Below are 16,206 nucleotides of genomic sequence, written 5' to 3' on the forward strand. Positions count from 1 at the left end.
TCAGGCCTTCTCTCCGGGCTGGTCGCCCAGGGTGATCGCGTCGTACTGCTTCTTGAGGTCGGGGTCGATCGCGGCCAGCTCCTCGGCGAGCTCGACCATCACCAGGCACTGCTTGAGGGAGGCGTCGTCCTCCATCTTGCCGTCGAGCATCACCGCGCCGGTGCCGTCGCCCATCGCGGCGACGACCCGCCGGGCGTGGGTGACGTCCTCGACGCTGGGGCTGAAGACGCGGTTGGCGATCGCGATCTGCTTGGGGTGCAGGCTCCAGGTTCCGACGCAGCCGAGCAGGAAGGCGTTGCGGAACTGGTCCTCGCAGGCCACCACGTCGGCGATGTCGCCGAAGGGGCCGTAGTAGGGGTAGATGCCGTGCATCGCGCACGCGTCGACCATGCGGGCGATCGTGTAGTGCCACAGGTCCTGCTGGTACGTCGTGCGGGCGGCGTTGACCGCCTCCTCGCCGGAGCCGTCGGGGTCCTGGCGCACCAGGTAGCCGGGGTGGCCCCCGCCGACGCGGGTGGTCTTCATCCGGCGGTCGGCGGCCAGGTCGGCCGGACCCAGCGAGAGGCCCTGCATGCGGGGGCTGGCGCCGCAGATCTCCTCGACGTTGGCCACGCCGCGCGCGGTCTCGAGGATCGCGTGCACCAGGATCGGCTTCTCGAGCCCCGCCTTGGCCTCGAGCTGGGCCAGCAGGCGGTCGACGTAGTGGATGTCCTCGGCGCCCTGCACCTTGGGCACCATGATCACGTCGAGCTTGTGCCCGATCGCCGGCACCAGCGTGGTCAGGTCGTCGAGCACCCACGGGCTGTCGAGGGAGTTGATGCGGGTCCACAGCTGCGTCGGCCCGAAGTCCGTGTCAGTCGCGATCTGCACGAGCCCGTCGCGGGCGGCCTCCTTGTTGTCGGCCTTGACGGCGTCCTCGAGGTTGCCGAGCAGCACGTCGACGGTGCCGACCATCTGCGGGACCTTCGCCGCCATCTTGGCGTTGCTGGGGTCGAAGAAGTGGATCGCCCTGCTGGGGCGGGCCGGGATCTCGCTCGGCGGGGTCGGTGCCCCCACGGCGAGGGGGCGGAAGAAGTCCTTGGCGCTGCGGCTCGAGCTGGGCATGCGCGCGAAAGTAGCAGCGAAGCATTACCCGTGGGTATGACGGATCTGACAGCAACGAGTGGTCCAGGCTGCCGTTCGTGCGTCAGCGGCGGCGCCACCAGGGCCGGCGGGCGGTGGGTTCCGGGGCCTGCGCCTGCACCTGGGCGCGGGCGGCGGCCGCGCGCGCCGTACGCCGCTCGCGCCAGGCGGCGAGGGTGGCCTCGACGTCGCGGGGCATGGTGATCAGCGGCGGCGTGCCGTCGGCGGGGGTGTAGCGGGCGCGGATGACCCGGGCGTTGAAGTCCTCGACCTCGCGGCGGGCCTCGCGCTCGACGGCGAGGGTGTCGAGGTGGGCGTCGAGCTCGGCGTCGTCCTTGCGCAGCTGCAGGCTCGGGGGCAGCACCCCGGTGATCTGCTCGCGCTCGACGAGGCGCTTGACCCACCAGTCGGGGTCGTGCTCGGAGCCGAGGTCCTTGATCGGGCGGCCGCTGCCGGGCAGGTCGTCGAACTCGCCCTTGGCCATCGCCACCCGCACCTGCTGGTCGACCCAGGTGGCCTGGTTGGCGATCCGGGCGGCAGCGATGCTCTCGCCGCTGCGCTTGCGGCGCTCGACCTCGTCGGCGGCCTGGGACTCGTCGGTGGGCCGCGCGGCGTCGGCGCGGCGGCGGGGCTCCTCGGACATGTCGCCACCTCCCTCGCCCCGATGATAGGCAGCCCGCCCGAGGCGGGCGGGTGGTCAGGAGCCGAAGAGCAGCTGCAGGCAGACCAGGCCGAGGAGGCCGAAGGTGATGACCGAGCCGAGGACCACCAGCGTCCAGGCGTCGGTGCGCAGCCGCACCCGCCGGGCGCGGACGACCAGCGCCGCGGAGACGAGGACCGGGACCGCCAGCACGACCGCGACCGCGACCCCCAGCGAGGCCGTCGAGGAGCTCGTGTCGTTCCAGGAGAGGGTGGCCAGCACCAGGCAGCCGACCAGGGCCAGCAGGTCGAGGGCCAGCACGACGCGCGCCAGCCAGATCAGGGCCGAGGGACGTGGCGCGACCGCTCGGGGCGCGAGGTCGGTGGTCATGGGCACATCCTGCTCTCCGGGCTCCGCCGGCGTGGTCGTTGCGGGAGATCGGTCAGAACGGCCACAGCACGGCCAGGGCGCCGAACGCCAGCCACGTCATGCCCGCGGCCGCGACGCAGGCCAGCGCCAGCGAGGCCCTCGGGGCGCGGGGCCGCAGCCAGCGCGCCGCCCACAGCAGCGCCAGCGCCACGAGCACGGGCGCCGCCAGGAGGATGGCGAAGAGGTACCAGAAGCCGGCGTAGCCGCCCGGGTCGGTGGCGCCGGCCACGCACAGGGCGACCACGCCGACCGCCGCGAGGGCGCTGAGGCCCAGCACGACCCGGGCGGCGATCCGGTACCCCGTGGCGACCCGCGGCGAGGTGGCGACCGCCGCCGTGGCGCCGTACGACGTCGGGGCGGGGCCGGTGGGGGAGCTCATGGGCACAGCCTGCCCCGCGTCGACGGCTCCAGTCGTGAGCCCGCGTACCCAGATCGGTGCTCAGGGCACCGGCACGGCCTCGACCGGCGTCTCGGGAACGTCCTCGAAGGTGCGCGGCATCATCAGCAGCACCGCGGCCGCGACGACCGCCGAGACCGAGCAGATGGCCCACACGGTGAGGTAGCCCGACAGCGGGGCCTGGCCGGCGCCCGGCTCGTCGAGGGAGCCGGTGGAGGCCAGGGCGATCGCGAAGACCGAGCTGGCGAAGGCACCGCCCACGGTCTTGGTCGCGTTGGTCATCCCCGTCGCGAAGCCGGTGCGGTCGGGCGGGGCGGCGGCCGCCGCGGTCGCCGGCAGCGCCGCGACCAGGGCCCCGGAGCCGACGCCCGCGATCGCCATGTTCACCAAGGTCTGGGTGGTGGAGTCGTGCAGCGGCAGGAAGAGCCCGTAGCCCAGGGCGACCAGCAGCGCCCCGGCCACCAGCGCGCCGCGGGGGCCGAGCAGGCGGGCGCTGAGTGGCAGCGTGAAGGCGCCGACCGCGAGGAAGACGACGTACACGCCGACCAGGGTGGAGACGAACGCGGCGTCGGCGCCGAGGCCGTAGCCGACGACGTCGGGGTCGGTGCGGGCGAAGGTCGAGAGCGGGATCTGCGCGCCGAGCACCGAGATGCCGAAGAGGAAGGCCGTCAGCTGCACGGGCCACTGGCCGCGGGTGGCGAGCAGCCGCACGTCGATCATCGGGTCCGCGCGGGCGGCCTCGACGCGGTGGAAGGGGACCAGCACGGCCAGGCCGGCGGCGACCAGCAGCCACGGCAGCACGCTGGCCGGGCCCTGCAGGCGCACCGCGATCAGCCCGCCCATCACCAGCAGCAGCGCGGCGGTGACCAGCCCGAGGCCGGGCCAGTCGAAGCCGCCGGTGGCCTCGCCGGGGGTGTCGTCGATGCCGACCCAGATGATCAGCAGGCAGGCGGTGACCACCACGGCCGGCAGCGACAGGAGCACCGTCATCGAGGTGCGCTCCACGAGCATCCCCGAGGTGAGCGCGCCGATGATCACGGCCAGCTCGAGGGCGCCGACCAGCACCGCGGCCGAGCGGCGGGTCAGCACGCCCTGGCGCCCCGAGCCGGCGGTGCGGCGGTAGATGATCGCGACCTCGAGCGGCAGCCAGACGACGTAGAAGCCCTGCAGCGCCCAGGCGACCAGGAAGGTCTCGAAGGACGGCGCGAAGGCGACGCCCCACGAGGCGAGCGCGGTGACCGCGGTCGAGACCAGCAGCACCAACTTGTGGCCCACCAGGTCGCCGAGGCGGGCCAGCGGCGGCACGCACAGCGCCGAGACGAGCAGCTGGGCCGCCTCGAACCAGTTGACGTCGGCGTCCTGGATGCCCAGGTGGTCGGCGATGTCGCTGAAGATCGGGGTGTAGTAGCCCTGCAGCACGCCGCTGGCCAGCTCGACGACGACCAGGAAGCCGACGATCGTGGCCAGGCCACGGACGGCGGGGGGCAGGGAGCGGTTCACGAGAGCCTCTCGATGAGTCGGCGGTACCAGTCGACGCCGTCGAGGAATGCCTCGACCCCGATGTGCTCGTCGTAGGAGTGGATGGACTCGCGCTGGGCCTTGGTCATCCGGAACGGCGCGAAGCGGTAGACCCGCTCGCAGATCGCGGTGAAGTGGCGCGAGTCGGTGGCGGCCATCATCACGTACGGCGCCGGCACGGCGTCGGGGAAGACCTCGGTGATGGTCTCCTCGAGCAGGGCGAAGGCCTCGTCGACCGTGGCGTGACCGCCGCGCCCGTCGACGGTGGAGTACGGCGAGACCGGGCTGGCCTCGCCGCTCTCGAGCACGTCGACCTCGACGCCCTTGCCGACGGTGCGCCGCACGTGGGCCAGCACCTCCTCGACGGTGTCGCCGACCATCAGCCGCAGGTTGACCCCGGCCTTGGCGGTGCCGGCGATGACGTTGAGGGCGGGGGAGCCCGACAGCGTGGTGACCGCGGCGGTGGTGCGCGCCATCGCCGCCGTCTCGGGCCCGGCGGCCAGCAGCACCCGCGTCAGCGCGGGGCGCAGCCGCTCGGCGTTGGCCATCAGCGGGCGCAGCGGCAGCGGCGCGTGCGGCGCCAGGCGGCGGAACAGCTCGATCGTGGGTGCGGGCAGGCTCGCCGGCAGCGGCGCCTTCTCCAGCCGGGTGATGGCGCGCGCGATCCGCGCGGTCGGGCCGTTGCGGGCCGGGGTCGAGGCGTGCCCGCCGCGGCCCTCGGCGCGCAGCTCGACCGACGTGGTGCCCTTCTCGGTCACCCCGATGACGCCGATCGGCGCACCGACGCCGGGGAAGGCCTCCGAGGCGATCGCGCCGCCCTCGTCGAGCACGAACCACGGGCGTACGCCGCGCCGGCGCAGCTCGTCGACCGCGAGCGGGGCGGCGTGGCCGAAGACCTCCTCGTCGCACCCGAACGAGAGCCACACGTCCTGGGCCGGGGTGTGCCCGGCCTCGAGCAGGGTCTCGACGGCCTCGCAGATGCCGACCAGGCAGCCCTTGTCGTCGAGGGTGCCGCGGCCCCAGATGCTGCCGTCGGCGATCGCGCCGCTGAAGGGCGGGTGCTGCCACTCGCCCTCGACGGGCACCACGTCGAGGTGGGCCATCAGCACCACCGGCCGCGCGTCGTCGGCGCCGCGCCAGTGCAGCAGCAGGCCGTGGGTGTGCACCCGGGTCAGGTCCAGGTGCTGGTGGAGCAGCGGGAACTGCCGCTCGAGCTCGGCGAGGAAGTCGTCGAAGGCGGCGGTGTCGACCAGGGCGGGGTCGCGGTGGCTCACCGTCGGGATCCGCACCAGCGCCTGCAGCTTGCCCACCGCGCGCGAGTGCTCCGCGCCCTCCCTCAAGGTCACGGGCGCAGGCTACGCGTCCGGGCGGGCCCGCCGGGGCGGAACGTCAGGTCTCGCATCCGAGACAGCAGGGGCGGTGCGGGTCGTTGACCCGCGGGGCCGCGCTGGCTGGACTGGGGGCGTGCCCCACACCCCATCTCTCCCGGCCGGGTCAGGCCCAGCCGCCCCGGTGCACGACCTCGTCCACGGGACGGCGCCGGCGGGTCGCGGGCGAGCCCTTCGCGCCGGTGCGCTCGGCGCGGTGGCCGATCGTGATCACCCCGACCGGGTCGACGTCGTCGGGCACCGCGAACTCCTCACGGACCTCGGGCTCCCGGTGCGGCGGCAGCCCGAAGAAGCACGCCCCCAGGCCCTCGTCGACCGCGGTCTGCAGGATCAGCAGGCTCGCCATCGCCGCGTCCATGTGCCAGTAGGGCACCGTCCACGGGTCGCCGGCGGGCGCGCCGTTGCGCCGGCGGGTGCCGTCCTTGTCGGGCTCGGCGTAGCGCTCGAGGTAGGCCGCGCGGCTGCTGCACGGCACGACCACCACCGGCGCGCGCATCATCCCCGCCAGCCAGCGGTCCGGCTCGTCGACGTCGTCGGAGGTCGCGCGCCAGAAGCGGCGCACGTCGTCGGGGGTGTCGAGCACCAGGAACGACCAGCCCTGGCTGAAGCCGGCGCTGGGCGCGCGGGTGGCGTTGTCGAGCATCCGGTCGACCTGCTCGCGCGCGACCGGCCGGTCGGCGTAGTCGCGGACCATGCGGCGGCGGCGTACGACGTCCTGGAACTCCATGGGGTCGAGTATGGCGACCGGTCGGGGCACCAGCAGCGCGAGGCGAGAGGCGGGTGGCCCGGTGGCCGATGACTTCGAGGCGATGTGGAGCACGCTGGCGCCGGTGGGCCGCTCGGCCGCCAGCGGTGGCTACTTCCGCCAGCCGTGGGCGAGCGCCGAGGGCGAGCTGCGCTCCTGGTTCGTCGAGGCCTGCGCCCAGCGCGGGCTGCGCGTCGTGGGCGACGGCCTGGGCAACCTCGTCGGCTGGTGGGGCGAGGAGCACGCGACCCGCCCCGACGAGCGCCTGCTCACCGGCTCGCACCTCGACTCCGTGCTCGACGGCGGGGCGTACGACGGCCCCCTCGGCGTCGTCTCCGCGCTCGCGGCGATCGACCGGCTGCGCGAGCGCGGCGTCGTGCCGGCCCGCCCGGTCGGGGTCTCGGTCTTCGTCGAGGAGGAGGGCTCGCGCTTCGGGCTGGCCTGCCTGGGCTCGCGGCTCCTGACCGGGTCGATGTCGTGGGAGCGGGCCCGCGAGCTGCGCGACCGCGACGGCGTGGCGCTGCCCGACGCCCTCGAGGCCGCCGGCCTGCCCGGGCCGGGGCCCGCCGACCCCGACCTGCTCGCCGGGGTGACCACCTTCGTCGAGCTGCACGTCGAGCAGGGCCGGGCCCTGGTCGACCTGGGCCGGGCCATCGGGGTGGCCAGCGGGATCTGGCCGCACGGGCGCTACCGCTTCGAGCTGACCGGCACCGCCGACCACGCCGGCACCACCCGGATGCAGGACCGCGCCGACCCGATGCTGACCTACGCGGCGACCGCGCTGGCCGCCGACGAGCAGGCGCGCCTGCGCGGCTCGCGCGCCACCTTCGGCCGGGTCGAGGTCGTGCCCAACGGCACCAACGCGGTGCCCTCGCGGGTCACCGCCTGGCTCGACGCCCGGGCCGAGTCGGAGGACGCCGTGAGCGACCTGGTCGCCGCCCTGGAGCAGGCCGCGACCCGGCGCGCCGAGACCGACGGCACCACCGTGCGGGTGGTCGCCGAGTCGGTCTCGGGCCTCGTGCTCTTCGACCCCGACCTCGCCCACCGCGTCGCCGCCGACCACTCCGGGGGCGACTGGCCGGTGCTGCCCACCCAGGCCGGCCACGATGCCGGCGTGCTGTCGGCCGCCGGCATCCCGACCTTGATGCTCTTCGTGCGCAACCCCACCGGCGTCTCCCACTCCCCGGCCGAGCACGCCGAGCTGCCCGACTGCCTGGCCAGCGTCGACGCGCTGGCCGACACCCTCGAGCGGCTGTGCACGTGACGGGGCCGATGAGTGGGCACGTGACGGCGTACCTGCTCGAGCGGGCGTGGGTCGCGGGCCGGGTGCAGGACGACGTGCTGGTCGAGGTCGAGGGCGGCCGGTTCACCCGGGTCGAGCCCGCCGCCGATGGCGTGCCGGGGGTCGAGCGGGTCCCCGGCCTGACCCTCCCCGGCCTGGCGGACAACCACAGCCACGCCTTCCACCGGGCGCTGCGCGGGCGCACCCAGCGCGGCGGCGGCACGTTCTGGACCTGGCGCGAGCAGATGTACGACCTGGCGCAGCGGCTCGACCCCGACGACTACCTGCAGCTGGCGACGGCGCTCTACCGCGAGATGGCGGCGGTGGGGATCACGACGGTGGGGGAGTTCCACTACCTGCACCACGCGCCCGGCGGGCGGGCCTACGCCGAGCCCAACGAGACCGGGCTGGTGCTGGTCGAGGCGGCGCGGCGAGCGGGGATCCGGATCACCCTGCTCGACACCTGCTACCTCTCCTCGGGCTTCGGCGCGCCGGTCGAGGGTGCGCAGCAGCGTTACAGCGACGGCGACGCCGAGCGGTGGGCGCAGCGCGTCGAGGCGCTCGACGCGGCGGTGGCCGGCGCCGACCACGTCGTCGTCGGGGCGGCGGTGCACTCGGTGCGCGCGGTGCCGCGCGAGCAGCTGGCGACCGTGGTCGAGGCGGCCCGGGGGCGCCCGCTGCACGTGCACCTCAGCGAGCAGCGCGCCGAGAACGACGCCTGCCACGCGGCGTACGGCGCCTCGCCCACGCAGGTGCTCGCCGACGCCGGGGTGCTCGGCCCGCTGACCAGCGCCGTGCACGCGACCCACCTCGATGACGCCGACGTGCTGGCCCTCGGCGCCAGCCGCACGCACGCCTGCTTCTGCCCCACCACCGAGCGCGACCTCGGCGACGGCGTGGGCCGGAGCCGCGCGCTGCACGAGGCCGGCAGCGCGCTGACCCTCGGCTCCGACAGCCACGCCGTGGTCGACCTGCTCGAGGAGATGCGTGCCGTCGAGCTCGACGAGCGGCTCGTCGCCGAGAGCCGGGGCCACTGGGCCGCCGCCGAGCTGCTCGAGGCGGGGCTGCGCCACGACGCGCTCGGCTTCGCCGACGCCGGCCGGATCGCCGTCGGGGCCCGCGCCGACCTGGTCACGCTCGACACCAGCAGCCCCCGCACCGCCGGCACCGGCGCCGACGAGCACACGGCCGTCTTCGCCGCGACCGGCGCCGACGTCACCCGCGTGGTCGCCGACGGCCGGCTCGTGCACACCCGTGACCGGGCTCCCGACGTGGGGCGCGACCTCGCCGCCGCCATCGACCGTCTGTGGAAGGACGCCTGATGACCTCCCTGCTGCTCACCGGCATCGCCGAGCTGGCCACCAACGACCCGGCCCGCACCACCGCGGCCGACCCGCTCGGCCTGGTGCCCGCGGCGGCCGTCGTCATCGAGGGCGGCCGCGTCGCCTGGGTCGGGGCGGCCGCCGCCGCGCCGGCCGCCGACGCCGCGGTCGACCTGGGCGGGCGCGCGGTGCTGCCCGGCTTCGTCGACAGCCACAGCCACCTCGTCTTCGCCGGCGACCGGTCGGCGGAGTTCGCGGCCCGGATGGCCGGCGAGAGCTACTCCGCCGGCGGCATCCGCACCACCGTGGCCGCCACGCGCGCCGCCACCGACGAGCACCTGCTGGCCCACGCCGCCGGGCTGGTCGCCGAGATGCGGCGCCAGGGCACCACCACCGTCGAGATCAAGAGCGGCTACGGCCTGAGCGTGCACGACGAGGCGCGCTCGCTCGCGGTCGCGCGCGAGCTCACCGACGAGACCACCTTCCTCGGCGCCCACGTGGTGCCGCCCGAGCACGCGGACGACCCGGCGGCGTACGTCGACCTGGTCACCGGTCCGATGCTCGAGGCGGCCGCGCCGCACGCCCGCTGGATCGACGCCTTCTGCGAGCGGGGCGCCTTCGACGCCGACCAGGCGCGCGCGGTGCTGGCGGCGGGCGCGGCCGCGGGCCTGCGCGGGCGGCTGCACGCCAACCAGCTCGGCCCCGGCCCGGGCGTGCAGCTGGCCTGCGAGCTCGGGCTGGTCGCCGTCGACCACTGCACCCACCTCGACGACGCCGACGTCGACGCGCTGCGCGACAGCGGCACCATCGCGACCCTGCTGCCCGGGGTGGAGTTCTCGACGCGCCAGCCCTACCCCGATGCGCGCCGGCTGCTCGACGCCGGCGTCGAGGTGGCGCTGGCCTCCGACTGCAACCCCGGCTCGTGCTTCACCAGCTCGATCCCGTTCTGCGTCGCGCTGGCGGTGCGCGAGATGGGGATGACGCCCGCCGAGGCGGTGCGCGCGGTCACGCTCGGCGGCGCCCGGGCCCTCGACCGCGACGACGTCGGCGCGCTGGTGCCCGGCCGGCGCGCCGACCTGGTCGTGCTCGACGCCCCCAGCCACGTGCACCTGGCCTACCGGCCCGGGGTGCCGCTGGTGCGCGCGGTCTACCGTGGCGGCGTCGCGCTGTCGTAGCCGAACGGGCACAACGCCCGTGTCCGGCCGTCCGGACCCCGGCGCTCCGCGGGAGCGCGCGGCGCCAAGGGTCGTTGTGCCCGTTCGACTACGACCTGCTTGCTGACGAGGCGCCACGGTCGCGCCCCGCGCACGAGGGACGCGCCCGGTCAGTAGCCCCGCGGCTTGCCGTCGCGCACCAGCCACTCGCGGAACAGCCCGCTCAGCTCCTCGCCCGAGACCCGCTCGGAGAGGCGCACCAGGTCGCGGGTGCGCACGTTGGCGTCGTCGTGGCGGCGCACCCAGGCGCGCAGGATCGCGAAGAAGTCGTCGTCGCCGACCCGCTGGCGCAGCGCGTGCAGGGTCATCGCGCCGCGCAGGTAGACCGGCTCCCCGAAGAGGTCGGCGCTGTCGGTGAACCGGGTCGGGGCGGGGCTCCAGAGGTCGTCGGAGGCCGGGCGCGCGTAGAGCGCGTCGAAGCGCTGCCCGGGGCGGGGGCCGCCGTGCTCGGCGGCGTAGAGCCACTCGGCGTACACCGCGAAGCCCTCGGCGAGCCAGATGTCGTGCCAGTCGGTGAGGGTCACGGCGTTGCCGACCCACTGGTGGGCGACCTCGTGGACCACCGTCGAGGTGGTCGCCGCACCCGGCGGGTAGAAGGCGCGGGTCTGGGTCTCGAGCGCGTAGCCCACGCGGGCGTCGTCGACCACCAGGCCGGCCGAGGTGAAGGGGTAGGGCCCGAAGAGCCGCTCGTTGAAGGCGATGATCTCGGGCAGCGCCGCGCGGGCCTCGGCCGCCGACCCGGTGGTGGGGTCGGTGAAGGACCAGATGGGGATGGTGCGCCCGTCGAGCGAGGTCGTCGTCGACTCGTGCACGTCGAACTGCCCGATCGCGACCATCGCCAGGTAGGTGGCCATCGGGTCGCGCGCGTCCCAGCGCCAGGTCGTCGAGGTGGCGCTCTCGTCGCGGCCGACGAGGTCGCCGTTGGCGGCCACCTCGTAGCCGGTCGGCACCGTGATCGCGTAGCGGAAGCGGGCCTTGTCGCCGGGGGTGTTGTTGGAGGGCAGCCAGGTCATCGCGCCCACCGGCTCGCCCAGGGCCACCGCCCCGTCGGAGGTGCGCACCCAGCCCTCGGTGCTCCCGTCGGCGTCGGTGTGCTCGGGTGGCTCGCCCCGCCACGACACCGCGACGGTGAACCGGCCCCGGCGCACCGGCTCGGCGGGGGTGACGACCAGCTCGTGCGCGCCCGTGCGCCGGTGCCGTGCCGCGACGCCGTCGACGAGCACCTCGGTGACGCGCGGCCCCGAGAAGTCGAGGTGGAAGGAGTCGAGGGTCCGTGCGGCGCGCGCCCGCACCAGCACCCGCGCCGTGGCCCGGTTGGTCAGCGGCTGGTAGTCCATCGTCACGTCGTAGACCCGCACCTGGTAGCCGCTGTTGCCCTGGTCGGTGAAGAGCGTGTCGCCGGCGGGCCGCGCCCCGGCCGGTGCGGCCGGCAGCAGCGCCACGGCCGTCCCGAGTGCGAGGGCGAGCGACGAGGCCAGGCGCGCGCGCCGGCGCGGGGAGGTGGGCACGGGCGAAGCGTACGGCCGGGCGGGCGAGCAGGGGGGTCGCACGATTCTGTTGACGCGTGTCAACTCACCGCCCTAACGTGGCCCGCGTCACACCGGCCGGTCAGTCCGGCCGGCTCCGCTCCTAGCCCGGGAGGCCCCGTGCCTGCATCCACCCTGCCGACCACCGCCGTCATCGGCGCCGGCATCAGCGGGCTGACCGCCGGCAAGATGCTCGGCGACTACGGGGTGCCCTACACCTGCTACGAGAGCTCCGACCGGATCGGCGGCAACTGGGCCTTCGGCAACCCCAACGGGCACAGCAGCGCATACCGCTCGCTGCACATCGACACCTCCAAGCACCGGCTGTCCTTCAAGGACTTCCCGATGCCCGAGGACTACCCCGACTTCCCGCACCACACGCAGGTCAAGGCCTACCTCGACTCCTACGCGGAGGCGTTCGGCCTGCTGGACCCGATCGAGTTCCGCAACGGCGTCGAGCACGCCGACCCCGCCCCCGGTGGTGGGTGGGACCTGCGCCTGCAGTCGGGCGAGGAGCGCCACGTCGACCTGCTGGTGGTGGCCAACGGCCACCACTGGGATCCACGGATGGCCGACTTCCCCGGCGAGTTCACCGGCACCGAGATCCACTCCCACCACTACGTCGACCCGCACGACCCGCTCGACTTCACCGGCAAGCGCATCCTCGTGGTCGGCCTGGGCAACAGCGCCGCCGACATCACCGTCGAGCTCTCCAGCCGCAGCCTGCAGAACGAGGTCACCCTCTCCACCCGCTCCAGCGCCTGGATCGTGCCGAAGTACACCGGCGGGCTGCCGGCCGACAAGTACTACGTGACCACGCCGTACCTGCCGCTGTCGTGGCAGCGCAAGGTGCTGCAGAAGATGCAGTTCATGGCCGGGTCCAACCCCGAGCTCTACGGGCTGCCCAAGCCCAACCACAAGTTCTTCGAGGCGCACCCGACCCAGTCGGTCGAGCTGCCGCTGCGGCTGGGCTCCGGCGACGTCACCCCCAGGCCCGACGTCTCGCGCCTCGACGGCTCCACCGTGCACTTCGAGGACGGCACGTCGGGGGAGTTCGACGTCATCGTCTACGCCACCGGCTACAACATCACCTTCCCGTTCTTCGACCCCGACGTGGTCAGCGCCCCCGGCAACCAGATCCGCCTCTTCAAGCGGATGTTCCTGCCCGGTCGCGACGACCTGGTCTTCATGGGTCTCGCGCAGTCCACGCCGACGCTGTTCCCCTTCGTGGAGTGCCAGGCCCGCCTGCTCGGCGCGTACGCCGTGGGCCGCTACCGCCTGCCCGACGTCGCCACGATGGAGCAGGTCATCGACGCCGACCAGCAGAAGTACACCGGCCACGTGCTCGACCGGCCCCGCCACACCCAGCAGCTCGACTACTTCATCTACGAGCACGACATGCGCACCAAGGAGATCCCGGCGGGCCTGCGGCGCGCCGAGCGTCTCGGCGGCAGCGTACTGGCGGGAGCCCGGTGAACGCCCTGGACACCGCGACCTCGCGCGGCGACCAGCGGCGTACGGCGCTGCTCGGGGCCCTCGACGCGCTGCTGCAGGACTCCACGCTCGAGGCCATCAACATCTCGGAGATCTCGCGGCGCGCCGGGGTGACCCGCTCGGCGTTCTACTTCTACTTCGAGAACAAGGCCGCCGCGGTCGCGGCGCTGATGGAGCAGATGTACGACGACACGGCGGCCGCCGCGGCGCACCTCACCGGCGAGGGCACCCCCCAGGAGCGGATCGAGGCCACCATCCGGGGCCTCTTCGCCAGCTGGGACCGCCACGAGCACCTGTGCCGCGCGACCCTGGAGGCCCGCGCCTCCAGCCCGGCGGTGCGCGAGCTGTGGGACGCCGACCGCGAGTCGTTCGTGCCCGTGGTCGCCGCGATGATCGAGGCGGAGCGGGCCGCCGGCCGCGCGCCCGGCGGCGTACCGGCCCCCACCCTGGCCAGCGTGCTGCTCGAGCTCAACGACCGGATGCTCGAGCGGGTGGCCCTGGGCGGGCCGCTGGGGCGCGAGGAGCTGGTCGAGGGCGTGGTCGCGGTGTGGCTGCGCTCCATCTACGGAAGGACGTCATGACCGACACGACCCTGAGCCCCGAGGCCGCCGCGCGTGCGGCCGGCCACCGCGAGGTGCGCTTCCGCTCCGGCGGCGACGAGTGCGTGGCCACCCACGTCGTGGCCGCCCACGACGACCTGGCCGGCCCCGCCGGGCGCCCGGTGGTGGTGATGGCCCACGGCCTCGCCGGCACCGTCGACTCGGGCCTGCTGCCCTTCGCCGACGGCCTGGCCGCGGCCGGGCTCGACGTGCTGGCCTTCGACTACCGCGGCTTCGGGCTCTCGGGCGGGTCGACGCGCCAGCGGGTGTCGGTGACCGGCCAGCTCGAGGACTTCGCGGCGGCCTGCCGGGCGGCGGCCGCGCTGCCCGGGGTCGACCCCGCCCGCCTGGTGCTGTGGGGGGTCTCGCTCGCCGGCGGGCACGTGCTGAGCGTGGCCGCCGGGCGCGACGACGTGGCCGCGGTGGTCTCCCTGACCCCGCTGGTCGACGGCGCCGCGGCCGGCCGGCTGGCCCTGCGCCACCACTCGCCGCTGACCCTGGCCCGCTCCACCGTCGACGGGGTGCGCTCGCGGGCCCTGGGCTCCCGGCGCGGCCCGGTGATGGTGCCGGTCGTCGCCGACCCCGGTCAGCAGGGCGCGCTGACGCTGTCGGGCTGCAAGGACGACTACCTGGCCCTGGCCGGCCCGTCGTGGCGCAACGAGGTCGATGCCGCCGTGGCCCTCGAGCTCGGCAGCCACCGCCCGGTCAAGCAGGCCAAGCAGGTCGGCTGCCCGCTGCTGGTGCAGATCGCCGACTTCGACCGGCTCGCGCCGCCGCACGCCGCGGCCAAGGCGGCGGTCAAGGGACGGGCCGAGGTCCGGCACTACCCCGGCGACCACTTCGACGTCTGGCCGGGCAAGGACTTCTTCGCCCCCGCGCTCGCCCACCAGGTGCACTTCCTGACCCGCCACCTGGCGCCGGCGGCGTCCACGGAGCGGGCCGATGGCCGATGACCCTCGACATGCCGGGGGTACGTACTCCTAGTATGTGACATGGCCACCACTCAGAACGCCCTGCTCGACCAGCTCCCCGAGACCGGGGGGCTCACCGAGGAGCGCTTCAAGAAGATGAGCGGTGCGTCGGTCGGCGACGGCCGCGCCCCGCGGGTGGCTCCGCAGGGCCTGCCGCCCGGCCCGCGGTGGCCGGTGCTGGTGCAGAGCGCGGCGCTGATGCGCTTCCGGCACTGGTTCCACCCCTACCTGCACCGCACCTACGGCGACGTCTTCACCGTCCGGCTGGTCCCGGGCGGCCAGCCGCTGGTCTTCTTCACCCGCCCCGAGCACGCCAAGGAGATCTTCGCCGCCGACCCGGAGTTCTTCCACGCCGGCAAGGGCAACGCCATCCTGGGCCCGATCATGGGGGAGCACTCGCTGCTGCTGCAGGACGGCGACGACCACAAGCGGGCCCGCAAGCTGCTGATGCCCGCCTTCAACGGCGCCGCGCTGCGCGAGTACCGCTCGCTGGTCACCGACCTGGCCGCCGACGAGGCCGCGCACTGGCCCGACGGGGTCGTGCTGCGCTCGCTGGACCGGATGAACGTGCTGACCCTCGAGGTCATCCTGCGCGTGGTCTTCGGCGTCACCGACGAGGAGCGGCTGGCCGCGATGCGCCCGCGCGTCAACGCCACCGTCGACATCAGTCCCGCCGTGCTGCTGGGCTGGGGCTACCCGCGGCTGCAGCGGTTCGGGCCCTGGCGGCGCACGGTGCAGAACCAGGCCGAGCTCGACCGGCTGATCTACGCCGAGATCCGCGAGCGGCGCGCCGCCCCCGACCTCGCGGAGCGCAGCGACGTGCTGTCGCGGCTGATCCGCCACGGCGGCGCCGAGGAGGGTGACGGCCTCGGCGGGCTCAGCGACACCGAGCTGCGCGACCAGCTGATCACCCTGCTGCTCGCGGGGCACGAGACGACCGCGACCTCCCTGGCCTGGGCGCTCTACGAGTTGGGCCGCGACCCCGAGCTGCTGCGCCGCTCGCAGGCCGCCGCCGACGGCGACGGCGCCGAGGACGACGCCTGGCTCGAGGCGGTGATGAAGGAGTCGATGCGCCTGCACCCGGTGATCCCGATGGTGGTGCGCACGCTGATGCGCCCGGCCACCATCGGCGGGGTCGACCTGCCCCGCGGCGTCACCGTCGGGCCCTCGATCATCGTGGCCCACCAGAAGTCGGAGAACCACCCCGACCCCGAGGTCTTCCGCCCCGAGCGGTTCCTGGGCCAGAACCCGCCGACCAACACCTGGATCCCGTTCGGCGGCGGCGTACGCCGCTGCATCGGCGCGGGCTTCGCGCAGATGGAGGGCGTCGCGGTGCTGCGCGAGGTGCTGCGGGTCCACGACGTGGCCACCCCCACCGGCGACGTGCCGAAGGTCCGCAACATCACCTCGGTGCCCCGCGACGGCGCCCGCATCCGCGTCACCCGCCGCTGACCCGGCCCAGATCGCACCCTGACCGGGCGCAGATGTCGCACTGACCCGGCGCAAAATGACTCGCCGCCGGGCCGCCGCGCTGGCAGCCTGGGCTGTCGTGACCGAGC

Annotated in this window: 15 protein-coding genes; 7 read left to right on the plus strand and 8 right to left on the minus strand. The window is 74.6% G+C overall.

Translation table 11 applies throughout. The features are described 5' to 3' along the window. From JOE61_RS12095 to JOE61_RS12125, 7 genes are all read right to left on the minus strand, one after another. Window positions 1-1,104, minus strand: a complete 1,104-nt coding sequence (locus tag JOE61_RS12095) for an HpcH/HpaI aldolase/citrate lyase family protein (protein WP_193668334.1) — start codon at window positions 1,102-1,104, stop codon at window positions 1-3. A gap of 82 nt (window positions 1,105-1,186) precedes the next feature. After that, the gene (locus JOE61_RS12100; RefSeq protein ID WP_193668332.1) at window positions 1,187-1,765 is read right to left on the minus strand and encodes a DnaJ family domain-containing protein; all 579 of its coding nucleotides are present in this window, start codon (window positions 1,763-1,765) and stop codon (window positions 1,187-1,189) included. Window positions 1,766-1,819: 54 nt separating this feature from the next. Beyond that, on the minus strand, window positions 1,820-2,152 hold the full coding sequence (locus JOE61_RS12105) for a hypothetical protein (protein ID WP_193668330.1): 333 nt from the start codon (window positions 2,150-2,152) through the stop codon (window positions 1,820-1,822). A gap of 52 nt (window positions 2,153-2,204) precedes the next feature. Then, window positions 2,205-2,570, minus strand: coding sequence for a hypothetical protein (locus JOE61_RS12110; protein ID WP_193668328.1), 366 nt, complete (start codon window positions 2,568-2,570; stop codon window positions 2,205-2,207). A 60-nt stretch (window positions 2,571-2,630) separates the two neighbouring features. Beyond that, on the minus strand, window positions 2,631-4,088 hold the full coding sequence (locus JOE61_RS12115) for an MFS transporter (RefSeq protein WP_204797228.1): 1,458 nt from the start codon (window positions 4,086-4,088) through the stop codon (window positions 2,631-2,633). Then, the gene (locus tag JOE61_RS12120) at window positions 4,085-5,452 is read right to left on the minus strand and encodes a M20/M25/M40 family metallo-hydrolase (RefSeq protein WP_307822970.1); all 1,368 of its coding nucleotides are present in this window, start codon (window positions 5,450-5,452) and stop codon (window positions 4,085-4,087) included. Before JOE61_RS12120 ends, JOE61_RS12115 begins: the two co-directional genes overlap by 4 nt. Before the next feature lie 148 nt (window positions 5,453-5,600). After that, window positions 5,601-6,221, minus strand: coding sequence for a nitroreductase family protein (locus JOE61_RS12125; RefSeq protein WP_193668326.1), 621 nt, complete (start codon window positions 6,219-6,221; stop codon window positions 5,601-5,603). Between the two features lie 61 nt (window positions 6,222-6,282). Between JOE61_RS12125 and JOE61_RS12130 the strand changes: the two genes are divergently transcribed. The 3 genes from JOE61_RS12130 to hutI are packed head-to-tail and all read left to right on the plus strand — an operon-like array spanning window position 6,283 to window position 10,018. Continuing rightward, window positions 6,283-7,503: an allantoate amidohydrolase gene (locus tag JOE61_RS12130; protein WP_307822972.1), complete on the plus strand. Its 1,221-nt coding sequence runs from the start codon at window positions 6,283-6,285 to the stop codon at window positions 7,501-7,503. Between the two features lie 8 nt (window positions 7,504-7,511). Further along, a complete protein-coding gene (locus tag JOE61_RS12135; protein ID WP_193668324.1) occupies window positions 7,512-8,843 on the plus strand; it encodes a formimidoylglutamate deiminase in 1,332 nt (443 codons plus the stop codon). Then, on the plus strand, window positions 8,843-10,018 hold the full coding sequence (gene hutI, locus JOE61_RS12140; RefSeq protein WP_193668322.1) for an imidazolonepropionase: 1,176 nt from the start codon (window positions 8,843-8,845) through the stop codon (window positions 10,016-10,018). Before JOE61_RS12135 ends, hutI begins: the two co-directional genes overlap by 1 nt. Before the next feature lie 149 nt (window positions 10,019-10,167). On the opposite strand, the gene JOE61_RS22540 is transcribed toward hutI, so the two are convergent. After that, window positions 10,168-11,565, minus strand: coding sequence for a M1 family metallopeptidase (locus JOE61_RS22540; protein ID WP_193668320.1), 1,398 nt, complete (start codon window positions 11,563-11,565; stop codon window positions 10,168-10,170). Window positions 11,566-11,703: 138 nt separating this feature from the next. On the opposite strand from JOE61_RS22540, the gene JOE61_RS12150 reads away from it, so the two are divergent. Genes JOE61_RS12150 through JOE61_RS12165 form a run of 4 tightly spaced genes read left to right on the plus strand, consistent with a single transcriptional unit; the run spans window position 11,704 to window position 16,099 of the window. Continuing rightward, complete coding sequence (locus tag JOE61_RS12150) at window positions 11,704-13,059, plus strand: flavin-containing monooxygenase (RefSeq protein WP_307822973.1); 1,356 nt, start codon at window positions 11,704-11,706, stop codon at window positions 13,057-13,059. After that, window positions 13,056-13,658: a TetR/AcrR family transcriptional regulator gene (locus tag JOE61_RS12155; protein ID WP_193668318.1), complete on the plus strand. Its 603-nt coding sequence runs from the start codon at window positions 13,056-13,058 to the stop codon at window positions 13,656-13,658. The genes JOE61_RS12150 and JOE61_RS12155 overlap by 4 nt, the downstream gene beginning before the upstream one ends. Then, entirely contained in the window at window positions 13,655-14,629 is a 975-nt protein-coding gene (locus tag JOE61_RS12160; RefSeq protein WP_193668316.1) for an alpha/beta hydrolase, read from the plus strand. The genes JOE61_RS12155 and JOE61_RS12160 overlap by 4 nt, the downstream gene beginning before the upstream one ends. 39 nt (window positions 14,630-14,668) lie before the next feature. Then, window positions 14,669-16,099 (plus strand): cytochrome P450, encoded by a 1,431-nt coding sequence (locus JOE61_RS12165; RefSeq protein ID WP_204797229.1) that lies wholly within the window; start codon window positions 14,669-14,671, stop codon window positions 16,097-16,099. Window positions 16,100-16,206: the final 107 nt, after the last annotated feature.

The organism is Nocardioides salarius (assembly GCF_016907435.1).
Classification (GTDB): domain Bacteria; phylum Actinomycetota; class Actinomycetes; order Propionibacteriales; family Nocardioidaceae; genus Nocardioides; species Nocardioides salarius.

Bases quoted from the DNA above. Each gene is read 5' to 3' on its own strand.
- JOE61_RS12095 (WP_193668334.1), bottom strand. From the start codon at position 1,104: ATGCCCAGCTCGAGCCGCAGCGCCAAGGACTTCTTCCGCCCCCTCGCC.
- JOE61_RS12100 (WP_193668332.1), bottom strand. From the start codon at position 1,765: ATGTCCGAGGAGCCCCGCCGCCGCGCCGACGCCGCGCGGCCCACCGAC.
- JOE61_RS12105 (WP_193668330.1), bottom strand. From the start codon at position 2,152: ATGACCACCGACCTCGCGCCCCGAGCGGTCGCGCCACGTCCCTCGGCC.
- JOE61_RS12110 (WP_193668328.1), bottom strand. From the start codon at position 2,570: ATGAGCTCCCCCACCGGCCCCGCCCCGACGTCGTACGGCGCCACGGCG.
- JOE61_RS12125 (WP_193668326.1), bottom strand. From the start codon at position 6,221: ATGGAGTTCCAGGACGTCGTACGCCGCCGCCGCATGGTCCGCGACTAC.
- JOE61_RS12135 (WP_193668324.1), top strand. From the start codon at position 7,512: ATGAGTGGGCACGTGACGGCGTACCTGCTCGAGCGGGCGTGGGTCGCG.
- hutI (WP_193668322.1), top strand. From the start codon at position 8,843: ATGACCTCCCTGCTGCTCACCGGCATCGCCGAGCTGGCCACCAACGAC.
- JOE61_RS12160 (WP_193668316.1), top strand. From the start codon at position 13,655: ATGACCGACACGACCCTGAGCCCCGAGGCCGCCGCGCGTGCGGCCGGC.
- JOE61_RS12165 (WP_204797229.1), top strand. From the start codon at position 14,669: ATGGCCACCACTCAGAACGCCCTGCTCGACCAGCTCCCCGAGACCGGG.